At 58.0% G+C, this 17,714-nt stretch carries 16 protein-coding genes; 9 read left to right on the top strand and 7 right to left on the bottom strand.

All coding sequences use genetic code 11. From position 1 onward, the window contains the following. Positions 1–65 precede the first annotated feature (65 nt). Positions 66–680 (top strand): HAD-IB family hydrolase, encoded by a 615-nt coding sequence (locus tag N879_RS05160; protein WP_039942318.1) that lies wholly within the window; start codon positions 66–68, stop codon positions 678–680. Positions 681–881: 201 nt separating this feature from the next. On the opposite strand, the gene N879_RS05155 is transcribed toward N879_RS05160, so the two are convergent. The 4 genes from N879_RS05155 to N879_RS05140 all read right to left on the bottom strand — a co-directional run bounded on the left by N879_RS05155 (position 882) and on the right by N879_RS05140 (position 3,368). After that, complete coding sequence (locus N879_RS05155; RefSeq protein ID WP_009460967.1) at positions 882–1,451, bottom strand: HdeD family acid-resistance protein; 570 nt, start codon at positions 1,449–1,451, stop codon at positions 882–884. A gap of 326 nt (positions 1,452–1,777) precedes the next feature. After that, positions 1,778–2,257 carry a copper chaperone PCu(A)C gene (locus tag N879_RS05150; protein WP_021446778.1) on the bottom strand — a complete coding sequence of 160 codons (480 nt, stop codon included), beginning with the start codon at positions 2,255–2,257 and terminating at the stop codon, positions 1,778–1,780. Between the two features lie 20 nt (positions 2,258–2,277). After that, on the bottom strand, positions 2,278–2,895 hold the full coding sequence (locus tag N879_RS05145) for an SCO family protein (RefSeq protein WP_009460963.1): 618 nt from the start codon (positions 2,893–2,895) through the stop codon (positions 2,278–2,280). 56 nt (positions 2,896–2,951) lie between these two features. Next, positions 2,952–3,368 (bottom strand): hypothetical protein, encoded by a 417-nt coding sequence (locus N879_RS05140; RefSeq protein ID WP_021446777.1) that lies wholly within the window; start codon positions 3,366–3,368, stop codon positions 2,952–2,954. Positions 3,369–3,450: 82 nt separating this feature from the next. On the opposite strand from N879_RS05140, the gene N879_RS20560 reads away from it, so the two are divergent. Beyond that, a complete protein-coding gene (locus tag N879_RS20560; protein ID WP_155624338.1) occupies positions 3,451–3,615 on the top strand; it encodes a hypothetical protein in 165 nt (54 codons plus the stop codon). A gap of 20 nt (positions 3,616–3,635) precedes the next feature. Here the strand turns inward: N879_RS20560 and N879_RS05135 are convergent, their stop codons facing one another. Continuing rightward, positions 3,636–5,342: an FMN-binding glutamate synthase family protein gene (locus N879_RS05135; RefSeq protein WP_009460959.1), complete on the bottom strand. Its 1,707-nt coding sequence runs from the start codon at positions 5,340–5,342 to the stop codon at positions 3,636–3,638. A 374-nt stretch (positions 5,343–5,716) separates the two neighbouring features. Between N879_RS05135 and N879_RS05130 the strand changes: the two genes are divergently transcribed. The 3 genes from N879_RS05130 (at position 5,717) to N879_RS05120 (ending at position 8,754) form a co-directional block, all read left to right on the top strand. Continuing rightward, entirely contained in the window at positions 5,717–7,630 is a 1,914-nt protein-coding gene (locus N879_RS05130; protein WP_021446776.1) for an FUSC family protein, read from the top strand. Further along, the gene (locus N879_RS05125; RefSeq protein ID WP_009460957.1) at positions 7,630–8,094 is read left to right on the top strand and encodes a MarR family winged helix-turn-helix transcriptional regulator; all 465 of its coding nucleotides are present in this window, start codon (positions 7,630–7,632) and stop codon (positions 8,092–8,094) included. Before N879_RS05130 ends, N879_RS05125 begins: the two co-directional genes overlap by 1 nt. Before the next feature lie 129 nt (positions 8,095–8,223). Beyond that, on the top strand, positions 8,224–8,754 hold the full coding sequence (locus N879_RS05120) for a CinA family protein (RefSeq protein WP_009460955.1): 531 nt from the start codon (positions 8,224–8,226) through the stop codon (positions 8,752–8,754). Positions 8,755–8,788: 34 nt separating this feature from the next. On the opposite strand, the gene acnA is transcribed toward N879_RS05120, so the two are convergent. Continuing rightward, positions 8,789–11,443 (bottom strand): aconitate hydratase AcnA, encoded by a 2,655-nt coding sequence (acnA, locus tag N879_RS05115; RefSeq protein ID WP_009460953.1) that lies wholly within the window; start codon positions 11,441–11,443, stop codon positions 8,789–8,791. A 169-nt stretch (positions 11,444–11,612) separates the two neighbouring features. Between acnA and N879_RS05110 the strand changes: the two genes are divergently transcribed. Further along, on the top strand, positions 11,613–12,623 hold the full coding sequence (locus N879_RS05110) for a GntR family transcriptional regulator (protein WP_009460951.1): 1,011 nt from the start codon (positions 11,613–11,615) through the stop codon (positions 12,621–12,623). A gap of 4 nt (positions 12,624–12,627) precedes the next feature. After that, positions 12,628–13,788 (top strand): 2-methylaconitate cis-trans isomerase PrpF family protein, encoded by a 1,161-nt coding sequence (locus N879_RS05105; protein WP_009460950.1) that lies wholly within the window; start codon positions 12,628–12,630, stop codon positions 13,786–13,788. Here the strand turns inward: N879_RS05105 and N879_RS05100 are convergent. Continuing rightward, positions 13,785–14,771 carry a helix-turn-helix domain-containing protein gene (locus N879_RS05100; RefSeq protein ID WP_009460948.1) on the bottom strand — a complete coding sequence of 329 codons (987 nt, stop codon included), beginning with the start codon at positions 14,769–14,771 and terminating at the stop codon, positions 13,785–13,787. The genes N879_RS05105 and N879_RS05100 overlap by 4 nt on opposite strands. Positions 14,772–15,076: 305 nt before the next feature. Between N879_RS05100 and N879_RS05095 the strand changes: the two genes are divergently transcribed. Both N879_RS05095 and N879_RS05090 read left to right on the top strand, forming a co-directional pair. Beyond that, positions 15,077–16,258, top strand: coding sequence for an ABC transporter substrate-binding protein (locus tag N879_RS05095; protein WP_009460946.1), 1,182 nt, complete (start codon positions 15,077–15,079; stop codon positions 16,256–16,258). A gap of 38 nt (positions 16,259–16,296) precedes the next feature. Then, the gene (locus N879_RS05090; RefSeq protein ID WP_009460944.1) at positions 16,297–17,688 is read left to right on the top strand and encodes an aromatic ring-hydroxylating dioxygenase subunit alpha; all 1,392 of its coding nucleotides are present in this window, start codon (positions 16,297–16,299) and stop codon (positions 17,686–17,688) included. The last annotated feature ends 26 nt before the right edge of the window (positions 17,689–17,714 follow it).

The raw sequence follows: 17,714 nt of genomic DNA, 5'->3' as shown, positions 1-17,714 counted from the left end.
GGGCTTGGGAAGGGCTGGTGTTCCCCTTTACACTAGCCCTTTTTCTGAAAACCAAAGGGGTACCTGTGCTGGTCGCATTTGATTTTGATGGCACGATTACAGACAGGGACAGCTTGCAGGACTTTATACGTCGCATGCGAGGCTGGCCAGTCTGTATTCGTGCCTATTTAGCTTGCGTGCCTCGCGTCCTGGTCTGGGATCGCGGTCCGCAGCGTCGTCAGGCGATCAAGCACCGTTTTCTACGCAGTGCCTTGGGTGGTTTGAGCCGGGAGCAGGTTCAGGCTTTAGCCGACACCTATGTGCGGGACTATGTGCCGCAGATTGTCCGCCCGGAAATGATGGAACGAGTCCGTGCCCATCGAGAGCGGGGAGATACGGTGGTGCTGGTCAGTGCCTCGCCGTCCATTTATTTACAGCCCTGGGGGCAAGCACAGGGAATGGCTCAGGTGCTGGCGACAGAGTTGGCCTTTGATGATCAACAAGGTTGTGTGGGCATGGCCAGCGCCAATTGCTGGGGGCAGGAGAAGGTGGATCGCTTGCAGGCGTGGCTGGGAGATAAACCCGTGGAGCTGGATATGGCCTATGGTGATAGCCCCGGTGATGCGCAGATGCTGGCCCATACGCGTCAGCCCTGGCTGCGGGGACGGGATGCCGCTCTGCCGGCGCTGGAAGTCCGATAGTCGATTGTAGGGTTTGCTCTGTACCGCTTGGGTTGCAGGCTTGGCAGCCTGGTGGCAGGCCTACAGTCCAGGACGGGAGATCAAGATAGCAAAATGCCCGACCAGAATCTGCTTCTGGTCGGGCATTTTTTCGGAGTGATTTGCAGTGATTAAGTCAGCGGAGATCAATCCCGACGCAGGGGTTTGATCCTGGCCGATGGTTTAGTTCTGATTGCGCTTGATTGCCATACCAATCAACAAGCTGGCCCAACCTTGGGTCAGCAAATCAATACCCAGAATCAGGCCCAGAATCCATACACTATTGCCGGGCCAGCCTGCGGCAATGATCAAACCGGCTGCCAGTGTAATCAGGCCGGAAAAGGCCATCCAGCCGCCACCTGCCTGGGCCCGGTTCTGAAACCAGATCCAGAGTCGGAATGCGCCGGAAGCAATCAGGAAGGCGCCAAAAATCAGGGTCAGGACGGTGGCACCTACCAAGGGGTTGCTGATGGCAATCAAACCGGCGAACAAGTACAAAATGCCGCTCAAGCTCCAGAACAGAAAGCCGCGCCAGCCTTTGGAACTCCATGCATGAGCCAGATGCAGCACGCCGCCTATGGTCATCAGGATGCCGACGTACACCACGCTGGCAACCGTGGCGCCAACCACGTAGATCAAGGCGATCAGACCCAGAATAATCAGGGCGATGCCCAAACCAATAAACCATCCTGGTTTCAAGGGCAGTTGACGTAGCAACTCAGAGCGATTGTTGTCATGTGGACTTAGAGCCATCTATGTACTCCTTGCAAGGTTAAACCGACGCTACGGTCTTAACTTTACTCCAGACCCGGGCAAGGGCCTAGTAATATGCAAAGAGCCTGCTGCAGAAACACGAAGGCCCTACCGTTGCGGTAGGGCCTATGGGCCGCTCTGGCGGCGGTGAACTGTCATGATGACAGTTTGGGAAAGCTGTGTTTCAGACAGCTTACTGACACTATGTCAGTGGTTTCAATGTACGTTAGCTAATCAAAACCAGCCAATTATGGAAAACCCGGAAGTCTGAAACAAAGCCCTTCAAACCGGTAAAACAGGCGGTTTGAAGGGGTGGGAACAGGGCCTTAGTGGCCGTGTGCGCCCTGGTGACCCTGGCCAGCCTTGGTGTTCAAGGCACGGACTGGAGCGCTGATTTTCAGCTCTTCCTTTTGACCGGCGGCATTCTGGATTTCCAGGGTGAGATCCACGGAACTGCCCGCCTCAACCTGTTTGTCCAGACCCAGCAGCATGATGTGGTAGCCGCCGGGTTTCAGTTCCACAGCCTTGCCAGCGGGCAGGTCGATTTTTTCAACCTGGCGCATGCGCATGACTTCGTTTTCCATCGCCATTTCGTGTACCTCTACCTGTTTGCTCAAGCTGCTGCTGGCGCCCAGCAATTGGGCGTTGTCGGTGGATTGCAGCACCATGAAGGCGCCGGTGGCTTGCTGGCCGGGAACCGTGGCGCGAACCCAGGGATCGGTCACGGTGACTTCGGCCTGGGCCAGGGTGGGCAGGCTCAGCAAGGCGGCCAGGGAAAAAAGAGAGCGAGCAATAGTACGTTTCATGTTGGTAATCCTGTTGGGGTTCACTTGCTCAGAGCCAGTACCTGGCGGATATCAGCCACGGCTTCTTCAGCCGTTTGCGTATGACGCAGGGCGATCTGCAACTTGCCTTGTGTGTCATACACATAGGTCAAGGCGCTGTGGTCCATGGTGTAGCTGGAGCCGGTAGGAACCTTTTGATAGAAGACTTTGAAGTCGCTGGCGGTTTTGGCCAGCTCTTCCTCGGTGGGGCGCAGGGCCACGAAACTGGGGTCGAAAGCCTGCATGTAGGCCCGCAGCAGTTCGGGCGTGTCGCGCTCCGGGTCAATGGAGATAAACAAGACTTGCAGCTTGTCGCCATCCTCGCCCAACTGTTCCTTGATGTCGACGGCACGAGTCAGGGCTGTCGGGCAGACGTCGGGGCATTGGGTAAAACCAAAGAAGATCAGCACGATCTTGCCGCGATAGTCGGCCATGGTGCGACGTTGGCCTTCGGTATCCAGCAAGCTGAAATCCTTGGCAAAGTCGGCACTGCTCATGTCTACACCTTCCAGATTGCGAAAGGCGGGCTGCTTGGGGGCCTTGTCGCCGCAGGCGCTCAGGACCAGAGGAGTCGCCAGCATGGCAAGCAGGAGCTGGCGGCGTGAGAAGGAGGCGTTCATAGAAATATCCCGCTAATTGACAACATAAGATGGCTGCGCCGGGCAGCCGAGGCTGGTCAGGAAACGAGCGTGGAGGGGGGACCGCGCGCACTCAGGGGCGGGCCCGTCAGGGGAAGAACGGGAACCGCCGCCTGTTGGGCAGTGTCCCAGGTATGTCGTGGTGTAGGTGTCAGATTCCAGGCAGGGCTGGGATCATCATTCAAGGCTTTTTGCGCCTGGGCCTGGGCGAACAGACAGGCCGCATGCAGGCTGTGTTGTTCGTCGTGCTTCGGGCCGCCAGGTAGCTGGCTGCTCCATTGCGCCAGGAAAGGGTCGCCCTGAACGCACAGGCTGAGCGCGGCTGCATTGGCCGGGTCGGCGCTGGGCATGTAGCCGTTGGGGATCAGACCACGCAAAAGCAGGGCGCAGATTGCCAGCACCAGTAAAAACCGGCTGCGAGTACCTGAGGTGGGGAATGCGCAGTGCCTGATCATGATCAGAGCATTCTAGTACAGATGGAAATCAGTTTGCCCAGATTCTGTGGCACAGTAGACGCCTATCATCAAGGAGCTTGATATGCGACAGATTTATGGGGTGCTGAGCGCCTTGGTCATGGTGCTGGGGCTGGCGGCGTGTTCAACACCGGATCGCTCTGCAGACAGCAGCTGGAGTCGACCGTCGGGCGTTGAAGTTTACGGGGAAGTGGATGCGGGGGTAGGGACCCGGCGGCAGTCCCACTAGGGAGACTGCCGCTTGCAGCGTTAAGCCAGAGCTTGGCCTGCGCTGTCAGCTGCATCCTGTTTTTTCATGATTTCTTCAGGATCAGCTTCATCATTCAAGTACGACAAGGCTTTGCTCAGGCTATAGGCCGGTTCAAAGGAGTCGGGGTTAGCCATAGGCCAGCCCACACGGAAAATCGTTTGACGATAGTGGCCGCGCAAGAGTTCGCCTTTTTTCAGATCCGGGAACAGAGCCGACATCACGCGCACTTCGCCGTTGCTGATACGGCGGGCAATATGGTGAGGACGTAGCTGGTCCGGATGTTCCAGGCCCGCCGCACCCAATAGTTCAGCCAGGGCTTTGAGCGTATTGCCATGGAAGCTGGCCACGCGCAGGGATTTGTCATCAACCACCAGGGCTTTTTGACGCTGCGGATCTTGTGTCGCCACGCCAGTGGGGCACTTGTCGGTATGACAGGCCTGGGCCTGAATGCAACCCACGGCAAACATGAAACCACGCGCGCTATTGCACCAGTCAGCACCCAGGGCCATGATGCGGGCCATATCAAAGGCGCTGATGATCTTGCCCGAGGCACCCAATCGGATTTGTTCGCGCAAACCGATACCCACCAGCGTGTTATGAACCAGGCGCAGAGCCTCGCGCAAGGGGGTGCCGACGTGGTCAATGAACTCCACGGGGGAGGCACCGGTACCGCCTTCAGCACCATCGACCACAATAAAGTCCGGTGTGATACCTGTTTTCAGCATGGCTTTGGCAATGGCAAACCATTCCCAGGGGTGCCCGATACAGAGTTTGAAACCCACGGGCTTGCCACCGGACAAGGTACGCAGCTTGGCCACGAATTCCAGCAGCTCTACGGGAGAATGGAAAGCGCTGTGGCTGGGTGGCGAGTTACAGTCCACGCCTTCCGGTACACCGCGTGCCAGGGCAATTTCAGGCGAGACCTTGGTGCCGGGCAAGATGCCGCCGTGGCCAGGTTTGGCCCCTTGCGACAGCTTGATTTCAATCATCTTGACGTGATCCTGAGTGGCACGTTCGGCAAAGCGTTCGGGCGAGAAGTTGCCTTGTTCATCGCGGCAACCAAAGTAGCCCGAGCCAATATTCCAGATTAGATCACCGCCATGACGCAGGTGATAGGTGCTGATGCCGCCTTCGCCCGTGTCATGCGCAAAATTGCCCATCTTGGCGCCCTTGTTCAGGGCCAGGATGGCATTGGCCGACAGCGCCCCAAAACTCATGGCGGAAATATTCAGCACGGACAGCGAATAGGGCTGGGTACAGTCCGGCCCACCCACCTTGATACGGAACTGTGAGTCCTTGATGTGCTTGGGCGTCATGGAGTGGTTGATCCACTCGTACCCATTGTTGTAGACCTCCTGGTGAGTACCAAAAGGCTGCTTGTCGACCTGCTGTTTGGCGCGCTGGTACACCAGGGAGCGGTCCGCCCGCGAAAAAGGCAGTTGCTGCTCATCGCCTTCCAGAAAGTACTGGCGAATCTCAGGGCGTATGGCTTCAAAGATAAAGCGCAGATTACCGATAACCGGATAGTTACGACGAATGGCGTGACGAGTTTGAGTGATGTCCACCAAGCCCTGAATGCACAGGGCCAGCCCTGGTATCGCCAGCCATAGCCAGCTTGCGCTTCTGAACAAGGAAAGCAGCAAGAAAAAGGCGGTCAGGCCAATGATGATGTAGAAGGCGGTGTAGCGTGTCAGCCACTTTTGCATAAAGACTCCTGCCAAGAAAACGGGGTGACGGGCAGGATTTCGGGTACCTGCCGGTCAGGCTGCCAACATCATAGAACGCTCCCGTACGGTTTGACCATGCCTGGATGGCGATAGTTTATGAAAACTAACAAACAACCATGGAGTGGCTGAAAAAGGGCGGGGCAGGGCGCAAATTGTTTAGTTTTGAAAGGCTTGATGGAAACCAGGGAGGCTGTTGCGGTGCAGCATGAAACAGGGTGTTCTGCCTTGAAGCTTATGTCTGGCGGGCAGGGCCGGAGCTGCCATAAACACGATATTCAGCGAGTTTTAATTGAATAGGTAGGTAAGCTATCTATATAATCATGCTTTAGCCTTTGTTCTGTCCCCTGTCTTTTATGTTTCCCTCTCTTTCCTGGATCCAGCTGGATCGACCTGCGCTTGTGCATGGCCTGAATTTGGCCTTGGCAGCGTGGCTGTCGTTCACCATCGCTGTTCTGCTTTCCGTTGATAACCCGTTTTGGGCTGCCATGCCGGTGTGGGTGCTGTCGCAAGCGTATCGGGGGCTGGTGTACGAGCGGGCTTTGTGGCGGATTTTGGGAACGTTGGTGGGGGCCGGTTTGGGATTGGCGTTCCTGCACTTGCCCAATCCTTATCTGCAATTGCTGGGGATGGCCCTGGTGGTGGGGGTGGCCTCGGCCTTGACCCATGTGTTTCGGGGCGCTTTTTCTTACTTGCCCATGCTGGCGGGGATCACGATCGGCGTGGTGGTCTTGCCCTCGGTGCTGGCTCCGGATGCGTCACTGGATTTGGCCTTGTCGCGAGTGGAGTGCACGCTGATCGGGGTCGTGGTCACCACCTTGCTGTGCTCGCGGACAACGCCGCGCAGTCAGCGCAAAACGTATTACGAGCGCGTACGTGTCCTGGCGGCGGATGCCTTGCGCATCGCTGCTCATGCTTTGGGGCCGTCTTATCAGCAGCCGGATCAGAGCTCGTGGAGCCGTGTCCGCCAGGAGATTGTAGATCTGGATGCCCAAGCCCGTATTCTGGCGGCAGGCTCTCTGGATGCTTATCGACGCCTGCCTTATGTGGATGCGTTTCTGTACGCCGTGATTGAGCTTTTGGCCGCCAGCGCGCTGATTGTCCAGCAAAGGGAGCAGGGCCTTTCGCCTGCCGCGGATTATGCACGCGACTTGCGGGAACAGGCACAACGCTTGCAGGACGGTCTGAGTTTGCGGGTGCTGGGCAAGACAGCCTTGCGGCAAGAGGGGCAGATCAGTCTGGCGCGCTTGCGCCGTGCAATGGGTCAAATACAAAGGGCGGAGCAGGGCTTGTTCGCTGAACGGGTGCAGCCCAGACGGCACCGTTTTCTGACGACGCCTGCTGTTTCGGTGGATTGGCCCTTGGCAATCCGCACAGGTCTGGTCAGTGGCCTGGCTGCTTTCACTGCAGGTGGTATCGCTTACGCTTTGGCCAGCCCCGCGCTGGAGTTGATGGCGATTGGGGTGTGTACGTTCTCCATTATTTTGGGCTCCATGCCGCGTCCGCAACTGATGAGCCGAACCATGTTTACCGGGATTGCCGTGGGCGTGCTGGTAGCCAGCTTTTATCGCTACTTCGTCCAGGCACACCTGGTTGCGGACTGGCAGGTCATTCTGTCCGTGCTTCCTTTTTTGGTGGTCGGCGGTTTGTTACGTGCCAACCGTCCTACGTCGACCTGGGCATTGGACGCGAATATGTGTTTCCAGCTGGCCAGTCAGGCCGGGATGGCGGCGGTTACTTGGCCCATCATCTTGAAGGAGTCCTTGCCTTTGCTGGCGGGCTCTGCGGTCGTGTGCAGTGCTTTCTTTCTTTTGCCTCGCCGGACTCATCCTCGTGGCCAAGCCTTGGTCAGACGTGTGGTGCGCGAACTGTATCCCTTGATCAAGCGTTCGCGCCCACGCCTGTTCCGGGTCTGGCGTGCGCGGGTAGCGCGTCAATGGGTGCGTCTCTGGCACTGGATGGGCGAGCAGACCCCTCATGGTTTGCTGTCCTTGATCAACCTGGGCCATGGCGTGGTCGCGCTGAAGCGGCTGGCCAAACGCGGAACGGAGCAGCAAGCTTGTGTGGAGCTGGTCTGTGAGTTGCTGGAAGGGTTTGAGCATCAGCCCGTGGAGTTGGCCCAGCAATTGCTGCGTCTCAGCCAATCCTGTACCGACATGGTATTGAGGCAGGCGATCATGGATGTGGCGCAGTCCTTGCAAGGGGCGCAAGCGGTTCTGGTTTATGCTTACCCGCCTGATGCTACGCCGCGCGCTGTGGAGACTTCCTGATGAATCACCAACTTTATGAACGATTTGGCCTGTCCATGATTGTGCTGGCGCGCCTGTATCGTCGTGAACTGGATCAGACGCTGGTGCGTTATGGCGTGTCCGAGGCCACCATCCTGCCGATTCGCTATCTGGCCCAGTTGGGGGAACCCATACGGCAAGGGCAGTTGGCACGCATGATGCGTCTGGAAGGCCCCACCCTGGTGCGCCTGATCGACCAGTTGGAGTCTGGCGGTTTGCTGGAGCGTGTGCCCGACGAGCAGGACAAGCGCGCTCGCCTGTTGTGTCTGACTGAAAAAGGGCGGGACTTTCACGAACGCCTGCTGGAATTGCTGCGCCAATCCCGTGCTCCCCTGTTTGAAGGGATTGCGGATGCAGATATAGAAGCGGCCTTGCGTTGTTTTGACGCGCTGGCCAGCAATCTGGGGCTGGAAGCAACGGATATGTCCAGCCTGTTCGGGGATTGATCAAGTGCCTGGGCGGGGCAGCGTAAGCGCATGTTCCAGATGGTGAGCAGAAAGCAGGAGCTGGTTTCCTGCTTTTTTACTTTATGGTTGAATAAACCGTCCTTGTTTCAGCAATAAGGAGGGTATGCCATGAACGATGTAGATCTTGCACGCTTGGTCAAAACCATGACCGAGGCCCAGCTGACGCTGGCAACCGCAGAATCCTGCACGGCAGGGTTGATTGCGTCCACGCTGGCTGACCAAGCGGGGGCGGCAGCTGTACTGGACTGTGCTTTTGTGACGTATTCCCCGCAGGCCAAGTATCGCTGCCTGGGCGTCGATCAGCGGGTGCTGGCGGAAAATAATCTGTGCAGTGAGGCAGTGGCGCGGGCCATGGCCAAAGGAGCCGCGGAATTGACCCCGGCCAATTTGATCATTGCCAATACGGGGGTGGCTGACGATATTGCGGAGCCGCAGATTCCGGCCGGCACGCAATGTTTTGCCTGGCTGTTCAAGCCACAGGATAAATTTGATCCTTTGGTCGTCTATACGGAAACGATTGTTTTCGATGGCACGCGGGATGAAATCCGCCAGCAAAGTGCGAATCATGCCTTGCTGCGCATCGAGCATTGGTTGCGGCTGGTTAAACAAGAACGCCAGGGTGTGACCCCTGGCGTTTGATACCGCTAACTGGACAAGCTAAGCCTGTAAAGGCTTAGTTTTCCAGGTATTTGCGCCAGACGCGTGGCAGGATACCGCCATGACGCCAGTACTCCATGTCCTCGACCGTATCCAGACGCACATTCACCGGCACGGACTGGGTGCTGCCATCCAGGCGATGGATGATCAGCTCGGCCTGCGAGCGTACACCCAGGTTTTCTTCCAGGCCCTTCACATCAAAGGTTTCGGTGCCGTCCAGACCCAGGGTGTCGGCATTGGTGCCGTCCTGGAACTGCAAGGGCAGCACACCCATACCGACCAGGTTGGTGCGGTGGATACGCTCGAAACCTTCGGCAACCACCGCCTTCACGCCCAGCAGAGCAGGGCCTTTTGCGGCGGAGTCGCGGGAAGAACCGCAACCGTAGTTCTTGCCAGCAATCACCAGCAAGGGAACCTGACGTTCCTGATAGGTCTGGGCCGCTTCAAAAATACGCATCACTTCGCCTTCCGGCATCACCTTGGTGACGCCGCCTTCCACGCCGGGAACAATCTTGTTGCGCAGACGGATGTTGGCGAAGGTCGCACGTTTGACCACTTCGTGATTGGCACGGCGCGTGGTGTAGTTGTTGAAGTCTTTTTGCTCCACACCCTTGGATAGCAGGAAGTCAGCAGCAGGCGTACCCAGGCTGATCGAACCCGATGGCGAAATGTGGTCGGTGGTGATGGAGTCACCCAGAATCGCCAGCGGACGCATGCCGCGCAGGTTGGCCACGGGAGCCGGTTCGCGCTGCAAGCCGTCAAAGTAAGGCGGTTTGCGGATGTAGGTGCTGTCGGCTTCCCATGGGTAGTGGCCACCATTGCTTTCGCGGGCCAGGGCATCCCAGGGTTCGCCACCGTCGTACAGCTCGGCATAGCGTTCGATGAACAGGTCGCGGTCGTACGCGCCGTGGATGGCTTCCTGAACTTCTGCCGATTTGGGCCAGATGTCGCTCAGGTAGACGTCTTTGCCGTCCTGATCCTTGCCCAGCGGGTCGCGGGTCAGGTCTACATTCAGGTTGCCGGCCAGAGCGTAGGCCACAACCAGGGCGGGCGATGCCAGGTAAGCAGCGCGCACGTTGGCGTGGATACGGCCTTCAAAGTTACGGTTACCCGACAGTACGGCGGTGGCAATCAGCTTTTCGGATTCAATCGCGTTGACGATATTGGCAGGCAGTGGGCCCGAGCCACCGTTACACGTGGTGCAACCAAAGCCGGCAATGTTAAAGCCCAGCACGTCCAGGTCGTCTTGCAGTTGAGCGCGCTCCAGCACGTCAGCTGTTACTTGGCTACCGGGCACCAGCGAGGTCTTGACCCAGGGCTTGCTGCGCAAACCACGAGCCACGGCGTTACGGGCCAGCAAACCGGCGGCCATCATATTGGCGGGGTTAGCGGTATTGGTACAGGAAGTAATGGCGGCAATGACCACATCGCCATCATTCAGCACAAAGTCCTCGCCTTCCACGGGTACGGCACGTTGCGGGTCGTAAGGACGGCCAGCAATTTTCTGGTGATGAGCGGGGAAGGACTGGGCAGCGGTGTCCAGATCCAGGTGATCTTCAGGGTTGCTGGGGCCAGCCAGGCTAGGCTTGATGCTGCTCAGGTCCAGTTTCAACACGGTGTCGTAAACAGGAGCGGGAGCGGCCGGGTCGCGCCACAGTTTTTGAACCTTGCTGTATTGCTCGACCAGATCAATCTGTTCTTGTGGACGGCCTGTCATGTGCATGTAGTGCAGGGCAGCGTCGTCGATGGGGAAGAACACCGCGGTTGCGCCGTACTCTGGTGCCATATTGGCGATCATGCCACGGTCGCCCAGGGACAGCTCGTCCACGCTGGGGCCAAAGAATTCGACAAACTTGCCCACCACGCCCAGTTCGCGCAGTTTTTGCGTAATGACCAGAACCAGGTCGGTAGGCAGCACGCCGTCATTGAGCTTGCCAGTCAGCTCGATACCCACCACGGCAGGCAGGGCGATGGCGACGGGCAGGCCTACCATCACGGCTTCGGCTTCAATACCTCCGACACCCCAGCCCAGAATGCCCAGGCCGTTAACCATAGGCGTGTGGCTGTCGGTCCCGACACAGCTGTCGGGGTAGACCAGATCCACGTCCTTGCCTTCTTCGGTCCATACAACCTGACCAATATGCTCGATGTGCAATTGGTGCATGATGCCTTTGCCAGGTGGCACCACTTTCACGCCGTCAAAGTTGCTGGAACACCAGCGCAGGAAGGCAAAGCGCTCGCCGTTACGTTGGTATTCACGTGCCAGGTTGATGTCGGCTGCCTTGGGGTTGGCCCAGCTGTCCACTTGCAGGGAGTGGTCAATAATCACGTCGATAGGGACTTGAGGGCGCACGCGGCTGGCGTCACCACCGGCTGCTTGTACGCCTTCGCGCAAGGCGGCCATGTCCAGCAGCATCACCAAACCCAAAATGTCCTGACCAAAGACGCGGGCAGGGTAGAAGGTGATGCCGTCGCCCACCTTGCGCTGGAGCAGGGAGTCAATTTCCTGATCCACGTCGGCGTGACGCACGGCCTTTTGACGACAGAGGTTTTCCAGCAGAACGCGCAGCGAGTACGGCAGCTTTTCAATACCGGGGATGTCGGCGATAGGAACGTAACGTACGGAACGTCCGTTCAGGGACAGCGTTTCTAGGGCAAGAGACTGAGACATGGCAAACGATTCATCCGTAATAAGAAGCCAGGAAAGCAGGGCCAACCTGAGCAAGAATAATCAATAAAATTATGCGTCTGGAGCCTTGATAAAACAATTAAATTGTATTTTGTTTGTATATAATACAATAAAACGATCCAGGATCGCTTCGATTTTTAGGAATGTCGGCATGAAAAGCCAATCCAATTCTTTGCATGTCACCTTGGCGCATCGCCTGCTGGACTACGTGCGGGCAGGGCATTTGCAGGCCGGGCATCATTTGACGGAACAATCGCTGGCCGAAGCGCTGGGCGCGTCGCGCTCGCCCATACGGGGGGCGCTGGCCTATCTGGCGGAAAAAGGCATTGTGGGCGCACAGCCGCCCCGACGTGGCTTATATCTGTTGAAAGGGGCCGACCAGCTTGGTGTGATCGAAGAAGAGCTGGGCACCAGCCAGGACGACCAGATCTATCTGCAACTGGCCCGCGACAAGCTATCTGGTATTTGGGGTGACACCTTGTCGGAGAACGACGCCATGCGCCGCTATGGCCTGACACGCGAGCGTGTGCGCCGCATTCTGGCTCGTGCTGCCAATGAAGGTTGGATGGAACAGCGCGCCAGCAAAGGCTGGTCTTTCCTGCCCATGATTGACGGCCCTCAGGCTTGCGAAGAAAGCTATACCTTGCGCCAGATGCTGGAACCAGCGGCCATGCTGCTGCCGGGCTTCGCCATTGACTCCACTGTCTTGCGCCGGGTGCGTTTGCAGCAGCAGGCCTTGGCCGACGGGGGCTGGCGTCATGCCGGACACGCGGAAATGTATCAGGCCAATGCCACCTTCCATGAAGCCTTGGCCTCCTTGTCCGGTAACCGCTTTATCGCCCAGACCGTGACACGCCAGAACCAGTTGCGGCGCTTGCTGGAATATCAGGAAACCCTGGATCGGGAACGTATTCGTCGCCAATGCCTGGAGCATCTGGCAATTCTGGATTTGCTGGAAAAGGGCGAACGCGCTCAGGCCTCCGCCCTGCTGGCCCGCCATCTGGGCAATGCCAGTGAAGAGAAAGTACAGCAGCTGGAGCGGCAGCAGCAGCAACGCAGCGGCCAGCCCGGCGCTTTTAGTGAATCGATGGTCTCTCACGCCGAACCCATGGAGGAGACGGCGCAATTTTCTTTAATGGCGCAAGCCAAGAACCAGGAATAACGTGATGAAGCAAAAATCCCTTCCCGCCGTGTTCATGCGTGGTGGCACCAGCAAAGCCTTGATGCTCAATATTGCAGACCTGCCTGCCGAGCGCGACGACTGGACGCCTCTGTTTTCCGCTGCCATGGGTACGCCGGACCCTTATGGTCGCCAACTGGACGGCATGGGCGGTGGTGTTTCTTCCTTGTCCAAGGTTTGTATTATCGGCCCGTCCAGCCATCCGGACGCGGACGTGGACTATACCTTTGCGCAAGTAGCCATCAAGGAAGAGAAGGTGGATTACCGTGGCAACTGCGGCAATATGAGCTCGGCCGTCGGCCCTTACGCAGTAGAGCAGGGCATGGTCAAGGTTGAGGATGGCGAAGCGTGCGTACGCATTCTGAATACCAACACCAACAAGATCATTCACGCCCACTTCACGGTTGAAGATGGTCAGCCCCGGTACGACGGTGATCTGTCCATTCCCGGCGTAGGCGGCACGGGCTCGCCTATCCGTCTGGACTTTGTGGAACCTGGTGGTGCCTCTACTGGCTCCTTGCTGCCTAGCGGTGAATTGACCGAGTGGCTGGATGTGCCTGGCGTAGGCCGTATCGAGGTGTCGCTGGTGGACGCGGCCAACGCAGCGGTGTTTGTACGCGCTGCTGATGTAGGCTTGACCGGTTTGGAACTACCCGACTGGCTGGAAGCTCACCCCGAAGTGCTGGAGCGTCTGGACGCAATTCGTGTGCAGGCGTCGGTACGCATGGGCATTGCTCCCGATGTGGAAGCGGCACGTCAGATTCGCATCGTGCCCTTTGTCTGCATCGTGTCGCCGGCTCAGGACAACCCGACCTTGTCTGGCGACGTGGTTCCTGCCAAAGAGATTGATCTGGTTGCCCGCGTGATTTCCAATGGCCAGCCGCACCGCGCCTTGCCCTTGACGATCTCGCTGTGCACTGCTGTGGCTGCTCGTTTGACGGGCAGCCTGCCTTCGCAATGTCTGTCTGACTCGGTTGCCCCTCAAGGTCCACTGCGTCTGGGCATGCCTTCCGGTGTGCTGACAGTGGGCGCGGAAGTGGAAAAGAAAGATGGCCAGTGGTTTGCCAAGGCCGGTTCTTTCTATCGTACGGCGCGTCGCCTGTTTGACGGCCGTGTGTGGGTTCCTGGCAAAGCCTTGAAGGACTAATCCACGATACGCAAGTCCTGCGAGGGCGAACGCCCGAAGCGGGACTTGTAGTCTGCACAGAAGCGGCCGAAATGGTTGAAGCCGCAACGCAAGGCAATCTCGCTGACCTGGGTGCCCGGCACGGCATGACGAATGGCTTGCTGGGCCGCTTCCAGACGAATCTGTTTCAAGAACTGCATGGGGCTCAGCCCCCGCTCCGTACGAAATGCCAGCGTCAGGCTGCGCACACTGGCGCAGGCCGCGGTGGCAATCTGCTCCAGCGTCAGGGCCTCGTCCAGGCTGGCCCGCATGAAATCCTCCGCTCTTTGTACCCGGCGCGAACTGGCCGGGCGCACGCTTTGCTGCAATTGCTGGCTGTAGTTACCCGGCTGGGTATGAAACAGATGCAGCAAAAGATTGTCCTCGGCCTGACGCGACCACTGGTCCATTTCGGGCGGCAAATGCCCGCCATAAGCCAGCAAGCTGCCAATCTGGTGCTGCCAGGCGCAGCCGTGCGGCGAATCCAGAGACATGCCAGCAGCAAATTCAATGGGCCGATCCAGGCTCAAGCCCAAGGTCTGACGGGCCACTTCTTCCAGCCTGTGGCGCGGAATCTTCACTAAAAACTGTTCACAGCCCTGTTCCCAATCCAGTTCAACCTGCAGGGAAGGGGAGATCACGCTGGCGATTTTGGGGTTGGCCTGGACGTACTCCCGACCAACCCGAATACAGGAGCGTCCCTGTATCGGCACCTGAAACAGCAGGAAATCCTCCAGAATCCCCGGCGATACCTGCACCGCCGCGCCATATTTCAGCAAGACAAAGGAAAAGCTGTGGCTGCTGGCATAGCGCAGGGAAGCATCGACCGGGCCGTCATTCCAGGTCAAGCGGTGCTCGGTTAAAAAACCGGCCGTCTCGCTGCGTGTCTGGTCCGGGCAGCGCGATTCAAAGCGCGGCGCACTGTGTTGCAAGGGGGCCAGCCCTGACATAAACCACGCTTGCATGATGTGTGTCTCCAAATTTTTGCCGGTTCGGGATAAGGCTTGCCATATCTGGATAGCCGCCCATTCTGCGCCGGTCTAATGTATTTCAAACCTAAAACAGTAGTCCTGCCCCGGCACCTTAGCAGATTGGGATACGACTGGGAATTGCTGTATTCACGTAGTCCCTTGGGCCCGTCTTTTCTGGCTTGCAGGACAAGCGCCGCAAAAATCACGGGCGTCAGTGGTACACAGCTTCCGGCGTATTGGGGGTGGTCCAAGGCAGAACTAAAGTCCAGTTTTTTGAAAGACAGAGGACGGAGACAAACATGAAAAAACAAGTGGCGTTCTGTATGAGCACGCTGGCCTTGGCCCTGGCCTGTAGCCCGGCATCCAGTCAGGAAGTATTCAAGGTGGGGCTGCTAACCACCTTGTCTGGCCCTGGTGCAGCCATTGGCGCAGAAATCCGTGATGGTTTCGAGCTGGGCCTGAACCACTCGGGTGGCAAGCTCGGCGGTGTGGATGTGGCCTTGACGGTGCTGGATGATCAGCAAAAACCAATGGAAGGCCGCCAGGCGGTGGACCGTCTGGTCAAGCGCGACAAGGTCGATGTGATTACCGGCATGGCCTTCTCCAATGTACTGCTGCCCGTGATGCCGACGATTTTGAACAGTGACACGGTCTATATTTCCGCCAACACCGGCCCGGCCGATTACGCGGGCGAACGTTGTCACCCCAATTTCTTCAGCGTGTCCTGGCAGAACGAGGATATTCCCGCTGCCATGGGCAAGTACGTGACCGATCAGGCGCACAAGAAAGTCTATTTGATCGCGCCCAACTACCCCGGTGGTCGCGAGTCCATTGAAGGCTTCAAGCGTCTGTTCAAGGGCGAGATTGCCGACGAAGTGTATGTGAAGGTCGGCCAGATGGATTACGCCGCCGAGCTGGCACAAATGCGAGCTTCGGGTGCGGATGCCGTGTTTTTCTTCCTGCCCGGCGGCATGGGCGTGTCTTTTATCAAGCAACTGATCAACTCGGGCCTGTCCACGCAACTGGCGGTGTATACCCCCGGCTTCTCGGCTGATCAGGACACGATTGCCGCGATTGGCGAGTCCATGAAGGGCATGGCGAATGCCGCCCAGTGGTCGCCCGATCTGGATAACCCGGTCAACAAACGCTTTGTGGCGGATTTTGAAAAGACCTACGGTCGCCTGCCTTCCATGTACGCCTCCCAGGGCTACGACGCCGCCTTGTTGCTGGATGGCGCACTGAAGGCTGATCCCAAGGCCGCTACCGACCGGGAGGCCCTGCGTAAAGCCTTGCGCAGTGCACCGTTCGAGTCCGTACGCGGCGCCTTTGCCTTTAACAACAACCAGTATCCGGTGCAGACCTACTACATGCGTGAAGTGGCCCCGAATGACAAGGGCCAGATGAGCAACAAGATTGTGTCCACCGTATTCGAGCAGTTCCAGGATCATTTTGCACCGCAGTGCAAGATGGAAAAGTCATAAAGAGGGTGCGTCAAGCATCCGGCAGCAAGGAGGTAATGATGAGCTATAGCAACGAACAGCTGTCCGCATTGGTGCGGGGCGACAGCGTACATAAATCGGTCTATACCGACCCCGAGATCTTCCGTCTGGAGATGGAACGCATTTATGGCCGTGCCTGGATCTACATCGGCCACGACAGCCAGGTGCCTAATCCCGGCGACTACCACACCACCTTGTTGGGCGGCCAGGACGTCATCATGGTGCGCGGCAGCGACAAGAAGGTGTACGTGCTCTACAACCGTTGCCCGCACAAGGGCGCGAAAGTGGTAGCGGACGGTTGCGGCAATGCGGGCAAGTTCTTCCGCTGTCCTTACCACGCCTGGACGTTCAAGCTGGACGGTCAGCATCTGGCCGCTCCGATGAAAAACGGCCTGGAAAACACCTGTTTTGATCCCAAGCACCCGGACTTCTCCATGCGCCGTGTGGCTCGTGTGGAAAGCTACCGTGGTTTTGTTTTTGCCTGTCAAAGCGCCCACGGCCCGGACCTGAAAGAGTTTTTGGGTCCCATCATCACCTCCATCGACAATCTGTGCGATCGCTCGCCCGTGGGTGAAGTGGAAGTGGCCGGTGGCAGCTTCAAGGTCTGGCAGCCCTCCAACTGGAAGGTGTTCTACGAGAACCTGCACGACACCATGCACGCCAACGTGACGCATGAGTCGTCCTACGTGGCAGCCCGCGAGCAGGCCCAAGACTACGGCTCCATGCCGCTGGAACTGCACATCATGGACGGTAACGGCGAGCCCTACGGTTTCTGGGAAAAGCTGGACCTGTATGCCTTTGATAACGGCCACGGCTATATGGAAGGGATTTTCAATCCCGGTGCCATCGAAACCGACCCGATCACCAAGGCGCACTACGAAACGCTGAAAGAAGCCTACGGTGAAGAAAAAGCCTTGAACATTCTGGGCGAGAACCGTCACAACAGCATTATTTACGGCAGTGGCTCGCCCCACACCGTATTCCAGCAGTTCCGTGTGATTCGCCCGGTGGCGGTGGACCGCACTCATGTGGAAATCCAGCTGTTCCGTCTGAAAGGTGCGCCGGACGATATTTACAAGCGCGGCCTGATGTACGCCAACCTGATCAACTCGCCGTCGTCCAACGTGATGCCGGACGACATCGAAGTCTATGGCCGCTGTCAGGAAGGTAACCAGACCAATGGCGGAGACTGGATCAGCATGCACCGCTATGACGGCACTGACAAGCCTATCGAAGGCGGTATGGTCGCCACCAACGGCACCAGCGAATTGCCCATGCGCAATCAGTTCCGCGCCTGGAAGCATTTCATGACCACCAATCTGTACGACGCGCCTGCGCAGTCGGAAGACAGTGGTAAAGCCACGGTGCGTTCGGCTTCTGGTGAGCCCATCGCCCCCGCAACACAGGCTTAAGCGGGCTGCTGTCCGAGCCAAGGAGA

Source organism: Alcaligenes sp. EGD-AK7 (assembly GCF_000465875.3).
Classification (GTDB): domain Bacteria; phylum Pseudomonadota; class Gammaproteobacteria; order Burkholderiales; family Burkholderiaceae_B; genus Alcaligenes; species Alcaligenes phenolicus.
This window is presented reverse-complemented; position numbering and strand designations above follow the sequence as displayed.